A 19,812-nucleotide genomic window follows, 5' to 3' on the forward strand; every position below is an offset into this window, starting at 1 on the left:
GGCCGATGCGGATTCAGGATCCTAGTGGTGATCGCCGCCGCCGAGCTTTCTCGAAAGAGCGGACACCGCTCCGCCACGGCCGGCCAGTAAGTGCTCGTCCCGCGGGGGATCGCCGACTGGGGGACGCGGAGTCTGAGAGGTCGGCTAGGCGAAGCCGTCCCACAGCAGCACCCATGCGGCACCGGCGCAAAAGACGAACGCCCCGACCCAAGCCAGTCGTGAATAACTGGTGACTTCCGTGTCACTGCGTCGCCGGCCGGTGGACTTGTCGGCCCATCGAGTGATCCGTTCTCGGAAGATCACCAGGAGTGCAGCGGTCGCGACGGCCAAGATCGCGACCGGCAGCGCACCCGGGTTCAGGGTCACAGCCGCGCCCCGTGATCATCGTCTGAGCCGTCGTTCGGGGCTTGTTTACGGAAGGCCCGAAGCGAGAACGGCACGATGATTACCGCCGCGATCAGCCAGAAGATGAAGAAGATGACACCTGCGCTCAAGCATCCCCCTCAGATTGGTTGGACCGATCGTCGCCGATCCAACAGTCGCTCGCGTAGAAGCCGCACTTTTGTCCCGGATCACGATCGTCGTGCGAAGTACTTCACGGCGGTCGGGACGCCGAACAGAGCGGTGACGTCGAGGCAGACGTCGGGCGTTGAGGGCGTCGCTTCGTGGTAGGGGCGACATGGTCGGGGCCCGGCACCCGGTGGGTACGGGGCCCCGACTCTCCGGGCCGTCGTCGTGATCAGCGGCGAGCGGTCGTCCGGAAGGTGATCTTCTTGGACACGGTGGTGGTCCGGGCGATCTTCTGCGTCGCGCGGATCGTGTAGGTGCCACGGTCGAGCTTGGTGCTGCGCAGCCGCCAGGTCCCGTTGTTTTTGACGGTGGTCGTGCCCAGCTTCTTGCCCTCCGTGGTGCGAACGGTGATGGTGGCGCCAGGGTTGCCGCGTCCGCGGACCGTGGGCCGCTTGGCGGCGGTGGGGGACACGGCCTTGGTGAGCGTGACCTTGACCCGCTCGACGGTCACTGCCCCTACCGCGGCCGGGGCCGACGAGCGGGCGCCAACGGTCTGGGTGGCGGTGAGCCGGTGGGTGCCGGTGCCGAGGGTGGAGGTGCGCACCGACCACCGGCCGTTGGTCGCGACGGTGGTCGTGGCGACGGCCTTGCTCCCGTCACGGACGGTGATCACCGCGCCGGGCGTGCCCCGGCCGGCGACGACCACTCCCGCACGGCTGGTCGTGGTGTAGACCTTCCCCGCCTTGGTGACACCCGAGACGGCCGTGGCCGACGGGGCGGGCACGACCGGCGGCGTCGGCGGTGCAGGGACGGTGGTGTCCACGCGCCAGGTGCGGGTGGCCGGGGTCGCGTCGACGTTGCCGGCGCTGTCACGTGCGGCGACCGTCAGCGTGTGGGCGCCGTCGGCCAGGTCGGTGATGGTGAACGGACTGGCGCACACGCTGGGTGCGGCGCCGTCCAGACTGCACTCGAACTCGGCCCCGGTGTCGTCCGAGGACAGGTCGAAGGTGGCGTTGTCGGTCGTGGAGACCGACCCCTGCGCCGGTCCGCCCGTGAGGGTCGTCTGCGGTGCGGTGGTGTCGGCGACGACGTGGGTGACGGATGCCGACGTGCTGGTGGCGAACTCGGTGGCGCCGTCGTAGGTCGCGGTCAGCGAGTGTGACCCGAGCGACAGGGCGGCGGTCGTCAGGGTCGCGGTGCCGTTGCTCACCGAAGCGGTGCCCAGCGTGGTGCTCCCGTCCTTGAAGGTGACGGTTCCGGTGGCGCCGGCGGGGGTCACGGTGGCCGTCAGCGTGGTCGCCGCTCCCTCGGACGAAGGGCTCGACGTCGACAGGGCAGTGCTGGTCGCAGCGGCGTCGGCGACGCTGGTCAGCGTGACGTCGTTGCCGTCGCCACCGACGTAGCTGATGCGGAAGGTGCGGCCGGCTCCACCGGGTGCGGTGACGCGAGCGCCCTCGGGCAGGCCGGCGAAGGACCCGGTGACGCCGCCGGTGGTGGTGAGGATGGTCAGCACGTCGCCGACGGCCGGGGTGTAGCCGTTCACCGTCGTGGTCAGTCGTGCGTCGTCGAGGTCGACGGCGTCGGCGACGATGACTCGAGAGTGACCGCTCGAGCCGTTGCCCGCGGCGGTGCCGTTCAGCTGGGCGTAGAAGGTGGAGTCGGCGTCGAGATCGAGCGAGCGCACGTCCGAGGTGAAGGGCGAGGTGCTGAATCCCGAGGTCACGGTGCCGCCGGTGCTGACCACGTCTCCCAGGTTGCCGCCTGCACCCGACACGGTGCCGCCCGCAAGCACGTCGACTGAACCGTTCACGGTGCCCTCGGTGGCCAGGGTGCCGGCCGCGACGACGGTGCCGCCGGTGTACGAAGCCGTGGCCAGCACGTCGAGCACGCCAGCCCCGGCCTTGGTGAGGGCGAACGGCCCACCAGCTTGACCGAGGGTCGTGGGGATCAGCATGAAGGTGTTGGCCGCGGTGCCGACGGTGGCGTCGGCGGCCATCGTGACGCTCTGCACGACGTTGTTGCCGGTGCCGTTGTAGAGGGCGCCGACACCACCGGCTCCCTGTCCGGCGATGCGGACGAGCTCGCTCGTGTTGATGGTGCCGCGCACCTCGAGCGTGGCGCCGGCGGCCACGTCGGTGACGTTGCCTGCGGTGGTCGACCCTAGGGCGGAGCTGTTGGCGATGGCCAGAGTGCCTTGGTTGACGGACGTGACGCCGGCGTAGGTGTTGGCAACCCCCAGGACGACCGTGCCACTGCCGGTCTTGGTGATGCCAGACGTGCCCGACAGCGCAGCGTTCAGGGCGAGGACTCCGGACCCACCCACCGTGATCGCACCGGGGTTGGAGATGGGTGTGGCGACCGCTGAGGTGCCAGACGTGTAGTCGGCGGTCAGTCCGCCGGTGAGTTCAATCGCGTTGCCAGAGACGCTGTAACCCGCGCCGCCGACACGGATCGACTCGAACGAGGTCCCAGTCGGCAGGTCGTTGACGACGGTGGTTCGCGCCGAACCGGCCGGGAAGACCAGGGCGTCCCCTGCGACGGGGACCTGGGCCGGGCTCCAGTTCGCGGCGGTGTTCATCGAGGAGCTGACGTCCCCCGTCCAGGTGCTGGTCGTGCCCGCGGCCGAGGCCGGCACCGAGACCAGCCCGCCCAGCACCACCGCCGACGCTACTGCTGACATGGCCAAGCCGACGGCTCGTTTCTGCATCTTGCTCTCCTCAAGGTCGGGGGGTTGCGCCCGCGGCACCGATCGCCGGTCTCGGACCGGGCTCCGACGTGCCTGTCGGGGGCGTGACCGCGTCTGGTGCCGAAGGCACCTGGTCCGCAGCTACCGCGTCCCCATCGGCACCACAGACCGATCCATGAACACTTCGACGGCGACGTCCGAAGACTGACGAGACGTTGCGTTCGGCTCGATCGGGAACCAGACCGCACGCACGGGTCGAGACGGAAACGCCGTCGACGACGAGACGTTCGCGCGTGGGGTCGACCACGCGCCGGGCATCGAGGCCCTGCAGATCCGCGCCTTGGCCGCAGTTCCGACGATGGTCAGGGGCCGGTGCTGGCGCGTGGTGCCAGATCACCCGGACCGGTGGTCCTGATTCGGGCGGACAGGGACGCGTTGCCGGTCCAGGAGGCCACAGGATCGACCTACGCGAGCACGCGACGCGGCGTCGACGCCGACGGCAACGACGTGCCGGTGATGCACGCTCGCGGCCAGGACATGCACGTCACATGCCCCTGCTCGACGCCGCCGCGCGCCCAGCGGGCGACGGGTCGTGGGCGGGCACACTGATCGCGCTCTCCAGCCTGCGGAGAGGGTCGTGCGGGGTGATGCCGCAATGGTCTCCGACGACCGGCCCCGGCCGTCCCCAACGATCCCGAGGCCGTTCGGCGTACATGGACGTCACTGGAGTCCGTCGGCGGTCCGGGCCGACTCATCGATCCCGGGCCGGTGACCGGCAGCGAGGACGTCGGCGTACCGGCCGCCGCCGCTGGTGCCCCCACGGTGTTCTGGCTGCTCGGAGGCGCGGACCTCGCGGCCTTCGCCGGCGCAACCGGCATCGACGACGTCCGCGGCACCATGGCGGAGCTGCCCTCGAACCACTCCCCGGCCTACGCCCCAGTCCTCGACCCCACGCTGGACGTCGGTGTGGCGTGCCTGGTCGAAGCCGCCGGGCATGGCTCGAGTCCGTCTGACACCGGCGGGGTCGAACGAGGCAGTGGCCGACGTGCCGTCCCGCAGGCTGATCCCGCCGCGAAACGCCGGCTGCTGGCGGCGATCGGCGGGCCGTCGTGCAGGTCGCGGGTCCCGTGAAGGTCGTTCGCTGTTCGAGGCCGTCGGTCGCGACCGGACGTCAACCGATCACAGCCTGACGCGGACGCGTTCGGCTGCTGCGAGCGTGGCGATCATCTGGGCTGCTGCGTCAGGGTCGTGGAAGGAGAACGCCCACATGGTCGAGGCACCTGTGGCCTGCATGTGCTGCGCGGTGAAGGCGTTGCGGGGTACCGAGACGGTGTTGCTTCCTGCCTTGGCGTTGAAGGTGAAGGGGCCCGGTACACGGACCACCCGGCCCCAGGGCAGGGTGCGTAGGCAGCCTGAGGCAGGCAGGACGTTCTCGTGGTCGGCGGTCCAGTCCACCCTGCCCTCGACGCGGACGTCGTCGGGCGGGACGTAGGCCAGGGGCAACACCCACGTCGGGCGGAAGGGCAGTCGCGTGTGGCTCACCAGCGCTCGTTCGTGGATCCGCTGCTCGATGAGCAGGCGTTCGCCGAAGATGTAGAGACTCGCCGGCGTGAGCATGGCGAGGAGGGCGAGCGTGAGAGGCCAGGTGGACAGGTCCACGGCGAGTCCCGCGACCGCCAGGACGACCACCGGTCCGAGCATCAGCGCATAGGCGAGCCCGTGGTTCAACGGTCGGTCGACCTGCCGCAGGGGGCCCACGGACGGGTCGTTGAAGATGCGAGCCAACGGTGCTCCAACGTTTTGAGTGCACGGTTCTGGCCGCCATCGTAGGTGCGGCGGGCGCGTTCTTGTCCGAAGCCGGTGTTGCCCTCGGGTCAGGGACGTTGCTTGGGTGTACTCATGGGAGCGTGGGTCGGGCTGGTCGTGGGATCGGTGATGATCGCGTCGGGTGCCTACTTCCGCCGGGGCAGAGGGCCTGGGGCTCGCTGGTGGGTGGACGACCAGCGAGTGGGGGCGGCGGGCTTCGCGAGCCCCGCTGGTGTCGCGCTGGCCGTCCTGCCGGGCATGGGCTTGGTGGCCGTCGCACTCAGCATCCCCGCGCTCGTCCCGGGCGCCGCGATCGAGGCGGTGGGCTTCGTGGTCCTCGCGGTCGGCGTCCTCGTGGGCGTGGTGGGTGGTGCGTTCCCGCGGACGGTCGCACCCGATTGGTGGCGGGACGCCGACCGCGAACGTTCTCGGAAGATCACGTCGAAGGCGTCCAAGCGGCCCCGGCGCCGAGGCTGACAGTCAGATGCGACGACCAGGTGCACTCGTGCCGGCAGGTCAAGCAACCGGCAAGATCGCGTCACGATACGCCCCGCGCCATGGGAGCATCCCCGGTGAGACGTGCACCGTGCGTGACGACCAGCGGCGAGCGTCGCCGGTCGGGGTCTCCTGGTCGGGTCGAAGGACGGGTTGTCGTCCCTTCAGCGCGTGGCCCGCAGCTCGGGTCGCCCGGACAGGACTTCGGCCGCTGGTGAGGCCAGAGCCGCCTCGCACTGCGGGTAGGTCAGGCCACTGCTGGGTGCGCCGTTGATGGTCCAGCCGGTAGGGGAGCCGCCGGACCGGGTGAGCTCGCGCGCACCGCGCGCGACCGGCTCGGGGTACGCCGTGGTCCAGGTGTCGTCGTCGAAGCGTCGCTTCTCGACCCGGGAGAGGTCCTGGCAGAACGACACGGTCGCGGTGTCGCCATCCGCGACGACGTCCATGAGGCGGTAGCGGACGGGTCCGCGGTAGAGCACGCCGTCGGCCTCTCCGGAGCGTGGGAACTCCAGCAGGTCCGAGTCTTCGATGCTGTCCCACGCGGGGTCGACGTGTCCGCCGTACCGCAGACCGAGCTCGGAGTAGAACTGTTGGGCCCGCGTGGTGAGCATCGCATCAGCGACGCTCGAGGCCATCGTGCTGTCCTGCTCCCACGTGAAGAAGTCGCCGGCTCCGGACGGCGGCGTCGTCGTCCGTGGTGCCGGTTGTGGGGTGGTCGACTCGTCGTCGCGCGTGGACGTCGAGCATCCGGCGACGGCCAGCACGAGCAGGCACACGGTGGGGGCGGCGACATTCATCCGGGCCCTCACAAGTCACATGCTGCCATCGAGATAGTCGTCGACGCGTCCGTCGGTGTTGGTACCTCTGGGGGTTCGGGGCGGCCGGCCGCCGCCGTCCTCGTCGGGTCTGCTCATGGCCGACCAGGCTAGGTGGTGAAGGGGTCGTCACTCCCTCGCCGACCGGGCGCTCGAGGCCCTCGCCATGGAAACGGCGAGCGTCGGATCGGCGTTGGTCGGTGCAGGCCCCGGGTGCTCGTGAGGCAGGCGCAGGAGACCCCCAGGGGTCCTGCGGGGGCACGCTCTCGCATTCGACGGGTTGTCAGCACGCAGTGGGACACGCTCCTGTGGGCCCTGTCCCGGTCGGCCATCGACCTGTGGAACGACCCGTGGGCTGGTCGGGGTGAGGATCGCGCCGCGTTCGTGCCCGACGCCGCCGGCACCTCAGCGAACGGTGAGGCGCATGACGCAGTTGACGGCGCCCTTGGGGCGCACGTAGGCGAAGCCGGCCTGCTCGAACACCAAGTGCACCAGCACCCGCCGAACACCCCACCGTGCCGCTCGACCATCGCGGCGAACTGGTCCCACGTCTGCGCCGTCAGGGCCCTGACCTCGAACTCACCCATCCGCTCTCCTCATGGTTTGCAAGCAACCATCAGACGGTGCGCCGCTAGACCGTCGGGCAGCGGCCCGGCTGTCTTGGTGACGTTGCCCCACGCCAACCGGGCGCACATGGGAGAACGAACCGTTCGTGCTCTCCGCGAGACCTTGGGGTGTGGGTTGCTGAGGCGGGGCCCTGGTCGCGAGGATGTGGGCGTGAGGAAGGAAGGTTCAGCTCAGGTGGGCGTCGCAGATGGTTCCCTGGGGTCGGCCTTCGTGGTCTCCCTCGGTCGATGGCGGGCGTGACCGGCCGGCGACGGGCTGTCGTGCGCGTCGCACTCGTCGGCGTCCTTCTCGCCCTTGCGGGCTGCACGACCACGGTCGAACCACCGAAGCGGGACACCGTCATCGACCTGCTGCAGGAGAACTGGCAGCACGTCCCGGGGATCGTGGCAGGCGGCGACGGGCTGCAGGTGACGGCGACCGGCCGGGGCATCGTCGAGCAGGACGGTGACGGAGGCCAGCCAGACCCTCCCGTCAACCTCGCCGGGACGCACCTGGTGGGCGCTGACGATTTCAGGCTCGGCGCTTCCTTCACGAGCGTGACCGCCGATGCCACCGTGTCCCTCTACGATCGTCCGCCGGTCATCTCCGACGAGTTCCGGATCGAGCCTGCGGGACTTCGCCTCACCCTCGACGGTGACGACCTCGAGATCGCCCTCTTCGACGGTTCGACGCAGCAGGACGCCACCAGCCCGCAGCCGGCGGAGGAGGACAGCGTCAGGCTCCCGGACCCTGGGGCGGAGCTGTCCGTGCACCGTCTCGGCGACCAGATCGAGATCACGAGCGACGGCGCGACGGTGTCCACGCTGCCGCGGGGCGAGGTCTTCGACTCGGGCGAGCTGTGGCTGGGCCTGTCGAGCGACGAGGGGTCCTTCACGGTCAGCTCGCTCGAGGCGTCGGCGCCCGGAGACTCCTTGGCCACCGCAGGCCCCGTCGCGGTGGACGCCGAACGGTCGCCGGAGGGCCTGCAGGCCCTCGCCGCCCGCTCTCGTCCGGACTTCCTCGTCGGCGCGGCGGTGGCCCTCGGCCCGTTGGCCTCGGACGAGGACTACGCGGACGAGCTCGTCGGCAACTTCGGCGGTCTCACCCCGGAGAACGCGATGAAGCCGCAGGCGCTGTCCCCCCGGCAGGGCGAGTACCACTTCGAGGACGCCGACGCGCTCCTCGACCTCGCCGAGAGCAAAGGCATCGCCGTCCACGGCCACACCATCGCCTTCACCGAGGCGATGCCCCGCTGGATGCAGGATCTTCCCACCGACAGCGAGCAGGACCGTCGGGCCAGCGCCAAGGCCCTGCTCGACTACGTCACCACCGTCGTCACGCACTTCAAGGGCCGGCTCCACTCCCTCGACGTCGTCAACGAGCCCTTCGACGTCGACCAGGGGACCGACCTGCAGGAGAACACCTGGCTGCGCGTCTTCGGGGAGGCCTACCCGGTGGTCGTCTCGCAGGCGGTCCACGACGCCGACCCCGACGTCCAGCAGTTCATCAACGAGAACGGCGCCGACGTGCCGGGGCCTCGGCAGGACGCCCTGCGCGAGCTGGCCATCGACACCAACGCGCGAGGCGGGCACATCGACGGCGTCGGCCTGCAAGCCCACGTCTACGACCTCGACACCGATGCCGTCTCGGCCGACGACCTCGCCACGACGTTCGACACGTTCCAGGACGCGGGACTCGTCGTCCGGATCTCTGAGAACGACGTCACCGACGACCAGGGTCAGGACGTCCAGGCGGAGCAGTACGCCACGATCCTCGCGGCCTGCCTCCGGTCGGAGGTCTGCGTCTCCTACACGACGTGGGGCGTGGACGACCGGTACGACTGGTTCGTCGATGACGACGGAGGCCTGCAGCAGGGCCACGACCTCCTCTTCGACGACGGAGAGCCGACCCCCGCCTACGACGCGACAAGGGCCGTGCTCGAGAGCTGATCGCCGACCGCACGTGGGAGCGGCCGTCTGCGTGTCCCTGGTGGACTGCGGCCGGTGTCGGCGTCTCGACCATGCTGCGGCTGTGCCCCGTCCGGGTCGGCGATCGCCACGTGGTGTCCGGATCCGTGGTGGCCGTTCTCCGGCTGGCCGGGATCCTGACTCTGGTGGTGGCCTGCCAGGTTCGACCTCGAGATCGATGGCCCCACCCGGATTCGTGCCTGCGATCGTGCGCTCCGTCAAGGGCCGAGGTGGCGGTCGGCTCGGCAAGTATGGGGAGGTCGTAGTCCGGTAGGTCGATGTCGGTGGCGAACCGGTCGAACAGCTTCATCATCGGCCCGAACAGGGGCGCGACGGAGAAGAGCTTGTTGCGCAGCCAGATGCCGCGTCGGGTGGACGGTGCGAGCAGGCGTCCGGCGTTGACCTTCTGCGAGACGCTCGCGTAGGCGCGGAACCGACGCTCGTACTCGGCGTAGGCGACGCGATGGTCTCCGCCGGCACGTCCCAGCTCGCCGGCCAGGACGTAGGCGCCGACGATCGACAGGCCGGTGCCGAACCCGCCGAGCGCGTTGCCGTAGGCGGCGTCACCGACGAGCGCGACCCGGCCGCTGGCGTAGCGGTCGATGGTCACGCGGCTGATCGAGTCCAGGAAGAAGTACGACGTGTCGGTGACCTGGGCGAGCAGGTCCGGGACCTTCCAGACGGCGCCGCGGTAGGCGTCGAGCAGCACCTGCTTCTGCTGGTCGACGTCGTCGCGGTCGTGGTCGAGCGGCTCGGAGGCGAACACGAAGAACGCGGGCTCGCCGCCGTCGCTGGTGGCGGCCATGCGACCGGGCTCGTTGTACATCTCGTCGCCGTGGTCGTCCACGGCGACGTTGGCGTAGTAGTAGCCCAGGTGGCTGACGTAGTCCGCCTCGGGCCCGAACGCGAGCCGGCGGGTGTGCGAGTGGATGCCGTCGGCGCCGATGACCAGGTCGAACCGTCTTGGCGCCGAGCGCTCGAAGGTGACGTCGACGCCGTCCGGGGTCTGGCTCAGCGTCGCGATCGAGTCGTCGAAGACGTACTCGCACGTCTCGGCGGTCAGGTCGTGCAGGATCTCGACCAGGTCGCCGCGGGGCACGTTGATCTCCCCGCCGGCGAACTCGCCCGGGACGGTGCCGATCCTGCGGCCGTCGGCGTCGACGAGCGTGCCGTCGCTCGAGCCGACCTGCGCGGCACGCACCGCCTCCAGGATGCCCATGCGCGACAAGACGGTGCGATGGGTCTCGCCCTTGAAGTCCACCGGCTGGCCGCCGGGCCGGACGCCGGACGCCTTCTCGACGATCGTCACCTCGAAGCCGTACCGGTTCAGCCAGTACCCCACAGCCGGGCCGGCGATGCTGGCGCCGGAGATCAGGACGGTTCGGTTGCTCATGCCTTCATCGTCGAGGACGACGGTTTCGTCGCGGCATCACGGCGGCTTCACGACCGGGCCGGGTTCGCCTCGCGATGGTCGGGTACCCGGGCAGGTCGGACCGGGTCGTGCCCAGTCTCAGGACAGCCGCCCCACCACACAGAACTCATTGCCCCCGGGGTCAGCCATGCCCACCCCGTCCGCGCAGCCGCCGTCGACGCGCACAGCCCCGAGCGCCGACAAGCGCTCTACCTCGGCAACGGAAGTCGACGAAGCCGATGGTGTGAGGTCGAGGTGCAGCCGGTTCCTGCCGAGCTTGGGCGCCACCGGTGCGCCACCCCAGGTGATCTTCGGTCCTCCGGCGGGTGCCTGCACCGCGGTCTCGCCGTCCTGGTCCCAGACCAGGTCCCACACCAGGGCATCGCGCCAGAAGTAGCCGACCTCGGCCAGGCCGTCGCCGGCCAACGAGCTGAAGAACGGGCAGCCGGCCAGGAAGGTGCCCCCGGGTTCGAGGACGCACAGCTCGTTGCCGTCGGGATCGGCCAGGACGACGTGCTCGGCCTTCGGACCCTGGCCGACGTCCAGGTGCCGCGCACCCAGCTCGAGCGCACGCTGGACCGACGACGCCTGCTCGTGCAGGGACGCCGGCTTCAGGTCGGGGTGCATCTGGTTCGGACCCCACTTCTCGGCAGTACCGGCCACGAAGCGCAGACCGAACCCCACGTCCGGCGGTGCCGCCAGTGACGGTGCTCCTCGCTGGATCGTGACGTCCTGGCCGAGCAGACCGCCCCAGAACCCGGCAAGACGATCCGGGTCGGGTGAGGTGACGGTCAGGGCAGTCAGTTCACAGACCATGAGCGTCATTCTCCGGCTCGCTCGCACCGCGTCAATCGACTGTTCAAGGCAGCCGCCGCGCCACCGATCGTGTGGGAGAGACGATCCAGCGACACCGTTCGGACGCGGGACTGGCTCGCGGAGCGATCCGGTGGGTCTCAGGCAAGTCATTCGCATGGATGACTCTGGAGTACCTCCATTTGAGGACAAGCCCTCCGGTCGGCTGCTCTGATCAGGTGCTGGCCTGACTGGGCGGGCGTCTGTGTCAGAGGAGCAACCATGGGTGTCTGGGGAACCGAAGAACTCGTCACGGCGTCGTCGCCGTCGCGCCGCTCGGTCGCGCGGGAACGATCCGGCCGGCGCCGGATCTGGGCGGCGGCCCTGGTGATGGCGGTCGCGTCCGCGGGTCTGGCGACGACTGCGCCGGCTTCGGCGACCCCGGTCGCAGCCAGGTCGGCGGCGAGCACCCAGCTCGGCCAGCCCAAGGCTCAGGGCATTCCTGGCGTGACGGGTACGACGGCGTCGGTCGTCTTCGGGGTCAAGAGCACCAGCACCAAGCGGCGCATCCCGACCAAGGCGAGGGTCGACCTCCTCGGAAGCGCGCGCCCGGTGTCACTGGGCAAGGTACAGCTGCCGGGGATCGCGTCTGGCTAGTCGATCAGGATGGGGGCGAGGAAGAGGGTTCCGCCGACGGTCCCGGCCGGGTCGTACGCGGTCCGGGTGTGCCTGGGGACCGGCACGTCCACGTTGTGTCGGACCTCGGCCCGGACCGTGAAGGTCCTGCCCGCACACCTCACGGTCTCGACGCCGTCCGTCTCCTTCGCGGCGACCCCCGTCGGCGACTCGTCGACGACGAGACAGATCCGCGTCACCAACACCGGGCAGTCCCGCACGGGAGCCCTCGCCGCGTCGTCGGGCAGCGGCGGGGCGTTCGCGGTGACCGCCTCGACCTGCCGCGCGTCGTTGACCCCGGGTGCGTCGTGCACCGTCGGCGTCCGGTTCACGCCGGCTGCGGCCGGGGCCGCGACCGGGGCGCTCCAGGTCAGAGGCCGTGCCGGGGAGACCGTCACCGTGGCACTGACGGGAACGGGCACCTCGACCGCGCCCGCGCCGACGCCGCCTGTGCTGGTGATCAGCGAGTCCGCCCATGACTTCGGCTACGACGACGCGCCCGCACCGCACGTCTTCACCGTCACCAACACCGGTGCCGGCACCGCCACCGCTGTGACCACCATCCTCACCGGTGATCCGGCGTTCGTGGCCGCCTCGACCTGCGGTGCCGTCCTGCCCAGCACCTCGTCCTGCTCGGTGCGTGTCACCTACACGGGTTCGGGGACGACTCAGCAGTCGGCCCGGCTCGACGTCGTCTCCGACAACGGGGGAACGGTAGGCGCCGACCTGAAGGGCAGTCCTGTCGCGCTCAGCGTCACGCCGGCCGAGCACGCGTTCGGCGAGGTGGCCGTCGGCAGCACGAGCCAGTCGGCGCCCTTCGTGCTGACCAACCACCGGCTCACGTCGGTGACTCTCAGCGAGTCGACGGCCGGTCCGTTCGACACCGGTGACAGCTGCGACGCCGTCGTCGTCGCCGCAGGGGGCACCTGCACCTTCACCGCGACGTTCAGCCCGACTGCCGCTGGCCCTGTCGGCGGTGACGTCTCCTACGCGTCAGGCACCGACCGGGCCGAGGTGGAGCTCAGCGGTGCGGGCACGACACCGGCCGCACTGTCGGTCTCCGCGTCCGTCAGCGACCTCGGCGCCTACGAGGTCGGTGGCACTCCCGGGACCAGCGTCCTCACGGTCACCAACACCGGCACCACGAGCACCGGCGCCATCGACGCCGACCTCGACGGGTCGGTCGACGACTTCGCGGTCACCGGCTCGACGTGCCCCGCGACCCTGCCCGGCGGCGGGTCCTGCGAGATCACCGTGGCGTTCTCCCCGGCCAGCAACGGTGACAAGTCGGTCGACGTCGCGGTCAGCGGCGCACCGGGCAACACCGTGACGTTGGTCGGACTGGGTGCGCCAGCGGGCGTCTCGCTGGTCCCTGCCTCCTACGACTACGGCGCCCAGCCGGTGGGCAGCACCACCCTGAAGACGTTCCGGGTGGTCAACACGACGGACACGAGTCAGCCGATGAGCTCGGCGAGCAGCGGACCGCCGTTCCCCTTCGAGCTCAACGAGGACTTCACCTGCGTCCTCGTCATCAGTGACATCCCCTCGCACCGCTGGTGCACGATGACGATCAGCTTCAAGCCCCAGTCCGTCGGGGCGTTCTCCACGACCCTGACGGCCGGCGGCAACAGCTTCAACACCACCTCGACGCTGTTCGGGACGGGCGTGTCGGCCGCCGGCAGGGCAGCCCTGCGCCGAACCGCCAGCACGGACACCGGTGGGGCTTCGAGGATCGAGCTGAAGAACGGCAAGGCAGTGGTCAGCCGGTGACACCTTTCGGCCACCTCCGACCCTGACGGCCGACCGAGGGGTGGTGCAGAACGCCCAACCGGGTTCTGCACCACCGGGTCCTGCGACGAGTCCCGGGCTGACCACGTCCGTCAGCGTCGCAGCAGGCGGCGACGCACTTCGCCGACGATCTGCCGCATCGTGGCCTCCGTCAGTCGTGGCCCGGTAGCAGGGGCCTTCGCGCGTGCCGTCCTGCGAGCCCGCGTGGCTGCTTCACGTCGGGCCTGTCGGGTGGCGCTGAGCACCGCGCCCGTGGTGGCGCGGGCCGCTGTCTGGATGTCGAGCGTGGTCGGCTCCTCGACGTCGCCGACCGCGTCGGTCCCAGCCGCCAGGAGCGCGACGTCCCCGATCACCCGCACGCCCGACTCGTGGATGGACTCCGCGGCCTGGCTGCCGATCTCCTGGGCGCGTTCGACGGCCCATCGCGGGGTGGTGAGCCTGGGTCGGTCCGCCGACATCGGCTCCTTGACCAGGAGTCTGCACATCCCGAACCGGACCAGGCGGTTGTAGGCGGCGAGGTCGATCTCGTCGTGGCGCGCGACCTCGGAGTTCAGGGCGCGCACGAGGGCGACCTCGTCGGCGGAGAGGGATCGGTTCGAGTCCTCCGGATCCGGCACGAGGGTGCCTCGACGAAGACCGACCAGGTTCTCGAAGACGTGCAGCGGTCGGTCGCGGTCGGGCCCCTCGGCCATGACGACGGTCAGGTTCTCGGTCCCGACCGCCTCGGCCCACCTGCGGACCAGCAGGTCGTGACGGTGTCGTCGCCAGAAACCAGGCGGTGGGTCCGCCGGCGGAGCCCCGTCGAGCATCTGGTGGAGCCACTCCTCGTAGGGCGTGACGAGCCTGGCCTGCACGAACTGCTGCCACTGGGAGGGCAGGATTCTCGCCAACGGACGCAGGGTCACCACGACATGGACCGAGCTGCCACCGAGGTCCTCGACCACACGGCGAGCGGCCTGGTCGTCGGCGTCGGCGAAGAACTCGCTGGAGACGACCACTCGCTCGGCACCGCACTGCTCGATCTCCTCGAGCAGTCGCGGCCAGTGATCACCGGGCCCCAGGTCGCTGATGCCGGCGACCCGCTCGCCGGTCGCAGCGGCCCTGGCCGCCGACATCGGCTGACGCTCCGACCCCGCGTAGTGCACGCCCTGCTCGGACACCGACCCACGATTGCGGTGGAACCCGCTCTGGATCGCGGTGGTCGCCGTCTTCGGAGGTCCGACGTGCAGCAACCTCGACCCAGCCGGAAGCAACAGGTCCTCGCCCATCGTGCTCATGTCCCCGCCAGCAGTCGACCGTCAATGGAAGTCGACACCCTACGCACCCAGGCGGTGGCACGCCCGTCGCCCACCGGGCGAGGACCACCTCCCAGGGACGCGCCGCCACTGTTCGCGTCACTCGCCACCGGCCGGGCTCGAGCCAGCGGACGTCGCCGGCGCGGACCTCGACGTGCACGGGGTTGCTCCTCGGGTGGGTGGGGCTCAGGGCTCGAGGTTCTCGAGGTCGTCGAGCAGGCTCGGGTGGGTCGGTTCCCACCCCAGCTCACGACGGGTGTGGGCACTGGAGGCCGGGCCGTCGACGGCGAAGATCGGACCGAGTGGGCCGAAGGTGTCCTCGGGGACGGAGCGGACCGGCAGGCCCAGGCGACGCCCGACGACCGCCGCGATGTCGCGGACCCGGTCCCCCTCGTCGGCGACGGCGTGCCACACCGATCCGGCGGGCGCGCCCTCCAGCGCGAGCCGCACGAGTGCGGCCGCGTCGAGGGCGTGGACGGCGGGCCAGCGTTGCGTGCCGTCCCCGGGGTATCCGGCCACACCGGTGCGCCGTGCCGCGTCGGTCAGCAGCCCGGCGAAGCCGCCGCGCCCGTCCCGGTGGACCGTGCGCGCCATCCGCACCGCGCTCGCGCGCACGCCGTGGTCGGCGAGCGCCAGCACCGCCTGGACCGAGCGCACCCGTCCGGCCACCGGCCCCTCGGCCGGCAGGTCGTCCTGCTCGGTCGACAGCCGTCCCGGCATCCAGGGCGTGCCGGACGCGACGACGAAGGGGCGGTCCGTGCCGACCAGCTCTTCGCCCATCGCCCGGAGCGCCGCACCTTCCTGTGCCACCGCTCCGGCGAAGTCCTCGGGCGTCGCGGCCTCGTGGGCGAAGGCCAGGTTGACCACGGCGTCCGACGCCCGCGCCGCCTGGCGCAGCGTCGCCACGTCGGCGAGCGTGCCGCGCACCACCTCGGCGCCGGTGCCCGCCAGGGCCCGGGCGGAGGACTCCGACCGGGCCAGGCCCACGACGTCGTGGCCGTGGTCGATCAGCTCGTGGACGACGGCGGACCCGATCAGGCCGGTGCCGCCGGTGACGAAGACGTGCATGGGGGTGCTCCTCGGAAGTCATGGGACTGTTGTCCCATCACCGTAGCACTGTGACGGGACAATGGTCCCATCACGTAGTCTGACCGCATGGCTCGCTGGGCACCCGACGCACGTGACCGGCTGGTGGTCGCGGCGGTCGACCTGTTCAACGAGCAGGGCTACGACGACACCACCGTCGCGCAGATCGCCGAGCGGGCCGGGGTCACCAAGAGCACGTTCTTCCGCCACTTCCCCGACAAGCGCGAGCTGCTCGTCGCCGGTCAGGAGACGCTCAGCAGGCTCCTGGCCGAGGGCATCGCCGAGGCGCCCGCGGGCGCCACGCCCCTGCAGGCCGTCGCGGCCGGGCTCGAGCGTGCGTCGGCCACGATGGGGCAGTCCAACCGCGAGCTCGGCCCGCGCCTGAGGGCCGCCGTCGCGGCCAGCACCGAGCTGCAGCAGCGCGACGCGCTCAAGAGCGTCGGACTGGCCGCGGCGATGACCGAGGCACTGGTCGCCCGCGGCGTCCCCGACCCCACGGCCCACCTGGCCGCCGAGCTGGGCGTCCTCGCCTTCAAACGTGGGTACGCCTCGTGGTCCGAGGGCCCGGGCGGCGACGAGCTGGCCGTCCACACGGCGACCGCGCTGACCGAGCTGCGCGACGCCGGACGATCGCTGGGATGAGGGCTGCCGGCTCGGTCGCACGCCGAGCTGCGAGCGGTCGTCATGCGGCCGGACCTGGAACGCCTCGGCCGCTTCGATGGCGACCGGCAGCACTCCGGGTTCGACGCCTCGTGGACCACCGTCATCGAGGTGGACGGAACGGACGTGGGCTGCATCGCGGTGCGACCCGAGCCCGACGCCAGCTGGATCGAGCACTTCTACCTCCCTCCGACCGCGCAGGGACTCGGCGTCGGGACAGCGGTTCTGCGACATGTCCTCGCCGCTCGCGACGACGACCGCCGACCCGTCCGGCTCAACGTCCTGCAGGGCAGCCCCGCCAAGCACCTCTACGAGCGCCACGCGTTCGCCGTGTCATGATCCGCCGAGGCGGCTGGCCCCCGAGTGCGGCTGGCTCCGCGTCACGATGGCGCTGAAGGACCCGGCCGTGGTCCCGCGGGACGTGGCCACGGTCGTGGGAGCCACGAGCCTGCACGCCCGGGCTCAGCCCGTGGCCACGCGCCACAGGGCGATGGCCGCGGCGGCTGCCACCGTCGTGACGGCGACGAGCGCCAGGGCCCGCCGGACCAGCTCCCAGCCGACACGGTCGGGCCCATCGGCTCTGCGGACGACGAGGCTCTCCCACAGCCCGTGGACGACGAGCTCCCAGAAGATCTGCACGATCAGGCCGCCGACGAAGCGCAACGGCACCCACAGCAACCGCCCGAGTGGTGCGAGGAGGTCATCGAGCACGTGGCCCATCGTGCCTGGGTGGACCCGGATCGAATCCGCCGACACTTCGATGTCGGCCCGCTGGTGGCGGTCGTGGCGAGGCGCCGCCTGGGCGCCGGGACGGTCCCCGGCGCGCGGGCGGTGCGCACCTACGGGTGGAGCGTGATCGCCATGGTGGTCGCGATCGTGGTCGGGGCCCGGTTGCTGGCCGTGGCCGACCAGACCCGTCTGGTGCCGGTGTGGGTGGTCGCGACCGTGGGGCTGCACTTCGTGCCGTTCGCGCGCGCGTTCGGCCAACCACTGTTCCTGCGTCTGGCCGCGGCGCTGGTGCTGGTCGCCGTCGTCGGTGCGCTCGCCGAGCTCGCAGGCGTCCCCGATGCCGTGCCCTGGGTCGCAGTCGTCGCCGGCGCGGTGCTCCTGGCGTCGTCCGCCTCGCCCGGACGATGACGCGGAGCGACGACCGGTGGCGGGGAGCATCGCCCCCGGCCCTGCTCTGGCGGATTCCTGTCGAGCCCGGTGCCGCTGCGACGCCGGCTGACGGATCCCCTCGGACCCCGCTGCGTGCGACGACCACGGCCACACCTGGGCGTGTCAGGTGTGGCCGAGGGCAGTCACCAGGGCTGGATGCCGGTCTCGTCGCGGAACGTGCCGCTGGGTCCGTCGTCGGGCAGGGTGGCGAGCTCGAGGAAGATCGCGGCGCCCTGCTCGGGGGTGCGGGTGCCCTGGTGGCCGTTGAGGTCGGTCGAGACGTAGCCGGGGCAGCCGGCGTTGACCAGGATGCCGGTCCCGGCGAGCTCCTTGGCGTACTGGACGGTGATGGCGTTGAGGTAGGTCTTGGTCGGCGAGTAGGCCGCCGAGATCGGGCCGACGGCTCCGGCCTGCGCGGTCTGCAGGGTCAGTGATCCCACGGTGCTCGAGACGTTGACGATCCGCGGCGACCCGGCGCGGCGCAGCAGGGGGAGCATGGCGTTGGTGACCCGGATGACGCCGACGACGTTCGTGTCGACGACCCCAAGGACCTGCTCGGCGCTCACCTTGCTCGGCTCCTGGGGCATGCCGCCGGTGACGGCGGCGTTGTTGACGAGGACGTCGAGCCCGCCCTGCTCCTCGAGCTGGGCGGCCGCGGCGGTCACGGTGGCGTCGTCGGTCACGTCGAGGGGCACGCCGAACACGTCGAGGCCGTCGGCCCGCAGCTTGTCCACCGCCTCGTCGCGACGGCCGGCGTCGCGCGCGCCGATGCCGACGCGGAACCCGAGCCGGGCGAGGCCGGCGGCGATCTCGCGGCCGATGCCCTTGTTGGCTCCGGTGACCAGTGCTGTCTTCTTCGTGGTGCCGTTCTGTGTCATGCCCCCAGCCTGCGTGCGGCACGACCCGTCCCCAACACCGATCCGGAGGACGCCGATACCGTGCGGGTATCGGGGCAGGCCAGCGGCGTACTCTCGCCGGGTGGAGACCCGCGAGCTGCGCTACTTCGTGGCCGTCGCCGAGGAGTCGCACGTCGGTCGCGCCGCGCAGCGTCTGGGCATGGCGCAGCCGCCGTTGTCGCGTGCGATCGCCCAGCTCGAGCGACGGCTCGGTACCCAGCTCTTCCTGCGTGGGCCGAGCGGTCTAGCGCTGACGGCGGCGGGGGAGACCCTGCTGCGCGAGGGGCGCGTGGCCCTGGCGGCGGTCGAGGCCGCCGAGCGGCGCACGCGACGGTCGGCGGCGGCACCCGACCAGCCCTCGGTCGTGCTCACGGCGAAGGCCGGCGCCTCCGGCGAGCTGATGGCCAAGCTGCTCGACGCGTACGCGGCCGAACCCGGTGCCGTCGACGTCGAGGTGGTGCTGAGCCCGCCGGGACACCAGGCGCTGATGCTGCGGGACGGGCGCGCCGACGTGGCGATCCTGCACCGCCCCTTCGACGACCTCAGCGGGTTCGACGTGGAGACGCTCAGCGTCGAGTGCCAGGTCCTCGTCGTGCCTGCCGGGCACCCCGCAGCACGGTCGTCATCGATGACCGTGGCCGAGGCGACGTCCATCCCCGACCTGCCCACACCGCGCTGGCCGCACCTCGACGGCAGCTATCCCGACGGCCCCGGACCCGAGCTCCGGGACCTGACGCAGGTGCTGCAGCTGGTGCGGCTCGGCCGCACCGCGATCCTGCTCCCGGAATCGGCCCGCGCCGACCTGACCGGTGGACTGGCCGTCGTCCCGCTGACAGACGCCCTGCCGGTGACCACCGTCATCGCCTGGCCGCCGCACAGCACGTCACGCGGCGTGGCCGGTCTCGTGCACGTCGCCTCGCGTCTGTGAGGGGAGCGGCCACCGGCCGCCGTGCCCGAGCTCGCGCCGGGCTGGCAGTTCGCGGGCAGGTCATGGGGGCCCATCTGGGTGGTTACACATCTGCCGGAACGGGCGCATGGTGATCGCACCAGCACTTCTCGGGACGCTCGCGGCGTTCGACCATCCACGGATGGTCGGTCATGTCGTGCTCACCTGATCGGTGCGCTCGACTACTCCACGAGGAGAACCGTGTTCGGAAACAAGACCG

At 71.1% G+C, this 19,812-nt stretch carries 19 protein-coding genes and 2 pseudogenes; 10 read left to right on the top strand and 11 right to left on the bottom strand.

Translation table 11 applies throughout. The features are described from left to right. Positions 1 to 144 precede the first annotated feature (144 nt). From ACI6PP_RS10560 to ACI6PP_RS10570, 3 genes are all read right to left on the bottom strand, one after another. Positions 145 to 366 carry a hypothetical protein gene (locus tag ACI6PP_RS10560; protein ID WP_421111446.1) on the bottom strand — a complete coding sequence of 74 codons (222 nt, stop codon included), beginning with the start codon at positions 364 to 366 and terminating at the stop codon, positions 145 to 147. Next, the gene (locus ACI6PP_RS10565; RefSeq protein WP_421111448.1) at positions 363 to 494 is read right to left on the bottom strand and encodes a hypothetical protein; all 132 of its coding nucleotides are present in this window, start codon (positions 492 to 494) and stop codon (positions 363 to 365) included. The genes ACI6PP_RS10560 and ACI6PP_RS10565 overlap by 4 nt, the downstream gene beginning before the upstream one ends. A 245-nt stretch (positions 495 to 739) precedes the next feature. Next, a complete protein-coding gene (locus ACI6PP_RS10570; RefSeq protein ID WP_421111450.1) occupies positions 740 to 3,190 on the bottom strand; it encodes a beta strand repeat-containing protein in 2,451 nt (816 codons plus the stop codon). A gap of 774 nt (positions 3,191 to 3,964) precedes the next feature. On the opposite strand from ACI6PP_RS10570, the gene ACI6PP_RS10575 reads away from it, so the two are divergent. Then, positions 3,965 to 4,327, top strand: a complete 363-nt coding sequence (locus ACI6PP_RS10575; protein ID WP_421111452.1) for a hypothetical protein — start codon at positions 3,965 to 3,967, stop codon at positions 4,325 to 4,327. Between the two features lie 48 nt (positions 4,328 to 4,375). On the opposite strand, the gene ACI6PP_RS10580 is transcribed toward ACI6PP_RS10575, so the two are convergent. Then, positions 4,376 to 4,924, bottom strand: coding sequence for a hypothetical protein (locus ACI6PP_RS10580; protein WP_421111454.1), 549 nt, complete (start codon positions 4,922 to 4,924; stop codon positions 4,376 to 4,378). A 264-nt stretch (positions 4,925 to 5,188) separates the two neighbouring features. Here ACI6PP_RS10580 and ACI6PP_RS10585 point away from each other — a divergent pair, with 264 nt between their 5' ends. Continuing rightward, on the top strand, positions 5,189 to 5,479 hold the full coding sequence (locus ACI6PP_RS10585) for a hypothetical protein (RefSeq protein WP_421111456.1): 291 nt from the start codon (positions 5,189 to 5,191) through the stop codon (positions 5,477 to 5,479). A gap of 182 nt (positions 5,480 to 5,661) precedes the next feature. Here ACI6PP_RS10585 and ACI6PP_RS10590 read toward each other — a convergent pair whose 3' ends face one another. Then, positions 5,662 to 6,294: a hypothetical protein gene (locus ACI6PP_RS10590; protein ID WP_421111458.1), complete on the bottom strand. Its 633-nt coding sequence runs from the start codon at positions 6,292 to 6,294 to the stop codon at positions 5,662 to 5,664. A gap of 905 nt (positions 6,295 to 7,199) precedes the next feature. On the opposite strand from ACI6PP_RS10590, the gene ACI6PP_RS10595 reads away from it, so the two are divergent. Next, positions 7,200 to 8,867, top strand: a complete 1,668-nt coding sequence (locus ACI6PP_RS10595) for an endo-1,4-beta-xylanase (protein ID WP_421111460.1) — start codon at positions 7,200 to 7,202, stop codon at positions 8,865 to 8,867. Positions 8,868 to 9,378: 511 nt separating this feature from the next. Here the strand turns inward: ACI6PP_RS10595 and ACI6PP_RS10600 are convergent. Both ACI6PP_RS10600 and ACI6PP_RS10605 read right to left on the bottom strand, forming a co-directional pair. Continuing rightward, positions 9,379 to 10,278: pseudogene (locus tag ACI6PP_RS10600) on the bottom strand (FAD-dependent monooxygenase); the annotation flags it as partial. 117 nt (positions 10,279 to 10,395) lie between these two features. Then, on the bottom strand, positions 10,396 to 11,121 hold the full coding sequence (locus ACI6PP_RS10605) for a VOC family protein (RefSeq protein ID WP_421111462.1): 726 nt from the start codon (positions 11,119 to 11,121) through the stop codon (positions 10,396 to 10,398). A gap of 249 nt (positions 11,122 to 11,370) precedes the next feature. Here ACI6PP_RS10605 and ACI6PP_RS10610 point away from each other — a divergent pair, with 249 nt between their 5' ends. From ACI6PP_RS10610 to ACI6PP_RS10620, 3 genes and pseudogenes are all read left to right on the top strand, one after another. Next, complete coding sequence (locus ACI6PP_RS10610; protein ID WP_421111463.1) at positions 11,371 to 11,745, top strand: hypothetical protein; 375 nt, start codon at positions 11,371 to 11,373, stop codon at positions 11,743 to 11,745. A 9-nt stretch (positions 11,746 to 11,754) separates the two neighbouring features. Beyond that, positions 11,755 to 12,078 (top strand): annotated as a pseudogene (locus tag ACI6PP_RS10615) (hypothetical protein); the annotation flags it as partial. Positions 12,079 to 12,162: 84 nt separating this feature from the next. Further along, positions 12,163 to 13,533: a choice-of-anchor D domain-containing protein gene (locus ACI6PP_RS10620; RefSeq protein ID WP_421111482.1), complete on the top strand. Its 1,371-nt coding sequence runs from the start codon at positions 12,163 to 12,165 to the stop codon at positions 13,531 to 13,533. A 110-nt stretch (positions 13,534 to 13,643) separates the two neighbouring features. Here ACI6PP_RS10620 and ACI6PP_RS10625 read toward each other — a convergent pair whose 3' ends face one another. Continuing rightward, positions 13,644 to 14,711 carry a hypothetical protein gene (locus ACI6PP_RS10625; RefSeq protein ID WP_421111465.1) on the bottom strand — a complete coding sequence of 356 codons (1,068 nt, stop codon included), beginning with the start codon at positions 14,709 to 14,711 and terminating at the stop codon, positions 13,644 to 13,646. 321 nt (positions 14,712 to 15,032) lie between these two features. After that, positions 15,033 to 15,914 (bottom strand): SDR family oxidoreductase, encoded by an 882-nt coding sequence (locus ACI6PP_RS10630; RefSeq protein WP_421111466.1) that lies wholly within the window; start codon positions 15,912 to 15,914, stop codon positions 15,033 to 15,035. 87 nt (positions 15,915 to 16,001) lie between these two features. Between ACI6PP_RS10630 and ACI6PP_RS10635 the strand changes: the two genes are divergently transcribed. Further along, complete coding sequence (locus ACI6PP_RS10635; protein ID WP_421111467.1) at positions 16,002 to 16,574, top strand: TetR/AcrR family transcriptional regulator; 573 nt, start codon at positions 16,002 to 16,004, stop codon at positions 16,572 to 16,574. A 42-nt stretch (positions 16,575 to 16,616) separates the two neighbouring features. Continuing rightward, positions 16,617 to 16,931, top strand: a complete 315-nt coding sequence (locus ACI6PP_RS10640; protein WP_421111469.1) for a GNAT family N-acetyltransferase — start codon at positions 16,617 to 16,619, stop codon at positions 16,929 to 16,931. A 123-nt stretch (positions 16,932 to 17,054) separates the two neighbouring features. Here ACI6PP_RS10640 and ACI6PP_RS10645 read toward each other — a convergent pair whose 3' ends face one another. Then, positions 17,055 to 17,303: a hypothetical protein gene (locus ACI6PP_RS10645; protein ID WP_421111471.1), complete on the bottom strand. Its 249-nt coding sequence runs from the start codon at positions 17,301 to 17,303 to the stop codon at positions 17,055 to 17,057. 18 nt (positions 17,304 to 17,321) lie between these two features. Between ACI6PP_RS10645 and ACI6PP_RS10650 the strand changes: the two genes are divergently transcribed. Beyond that, the gene (locus ACI6PP_RS10650) at positions 17,322 to 17,729 is read left to right on the top strand and encodes a DUF6609 family protein (RefSeq protein WP_421111473.1); all 408 of its coding nucleotides are present in this window, start codon (positions 17,322 to 17,324) and stop codon (positions 17,727 to 17,729) included. Between the two features lie 164 nt (positions 17,730 to 17,893). On the opposite strand, the gene ACI6PP_RS10655 is transcribed toward ACI6PP_RS10650, so the two are convergent. Then, positions 17,894 to 18,628 carry an SDR family NAD(P)-dependent oxidoreductase gene (locus tag ACI6PP_RS10655; protein WP_421111474.1) on the bottom strand — a complete coding sequence of 245 codons (735 nt, stop codon included), beginning with the start codon at positions 18,626 to 18,628 and terminating at the stop codon, positions 17,894 to 17,896. Positions 18,629 to 18,728: 100 nt separating this feature from the next. On the opposite strand from ACI6PP_RS10655, the gene ACI6PP_RS10660 reads away from it, so the two are divergent. Next, a complete protein-coding gene (locus ACI6PP_RS10660) occupies positions 18,729 to 19,574 on the top strand; it encodes a LysR family transcriptional regulator (protein ID WP_421111476.1) in 846 nt (281 codons plus the stop codon). The last annotated feature ends 238 nt before the right edge of the window (positions 19,575 to 19,812 follow it).

Origin of the sequence: Solicola agrisoli, assembly GCF_049059935.1 — a bacterium.
GTDB lineage: Bacteria > Actinomycetota > Actinomycetes > Propionibacteriales > Nocardioidaceae > JAURVT01.

Bases quoted from the DNA above. Each gene is read 5' to 3' on its own strand.
- ACI6PP_RS10570 (WP_421111450.1), bottom strand. From the start codon at position 3,190: ATGTCAGCAGTAGCGTCGGCGGTGGTGCTGGGCGGGCTGGTCTCGGTG.
- ACI6PP_RS10590 (WP_421111458.1), bottom strand. From the start codon at position 6,294: ATGAATGTCGCCGCCCCCACCGTGTGCCTGCTCGTGCTGGCCGTCGCC.
- ACI6PP_RS10605 (WP_421111462.1), bottom strand. From the start codon at position 11,121: ATGACGCTCATGGTCTGTGAACTGACTGCCCTGACCGTCACCTCACCC.
- ACI6PP_RS10610 (WP_421111463.1), top strand. From the start codon at position 11,371: ATGGGTGTCTGGGGAACCGAAGAACTCGTCACGGCGTCGTCGCCGTCG.
- ACI6PP_RS10630 (WP_421111466.1), bottom strand. From the start codon at position 15,914: ATGCACGTCTTCGTCACCGGCGGCACCGGCCTGATCGGGTCCGCCGTC.
- ACI6PP_RS10635 (WP_421111467.1), top strand. From the start codon at position 16,002: ATGGCTCGCTGGGCACCCGACGCACGTGACCGGCTGGTGGTCGCGGCG.
- ACI6PP_RS10640 (WP_421111469.1), top strand. From the start codon at position 16,617: ATGCGGCCGGACCTGGAACGCCTCGGCCGCTTCGATGGCGACCGGCAG.
- ACI6PP_RS10655 (WP_421111474.1), bottom strand. From the start codon at position 18,628: ATGACACAGAACGGCACCACGAAGAAGACAGCACTGGTCACCGGAGCC.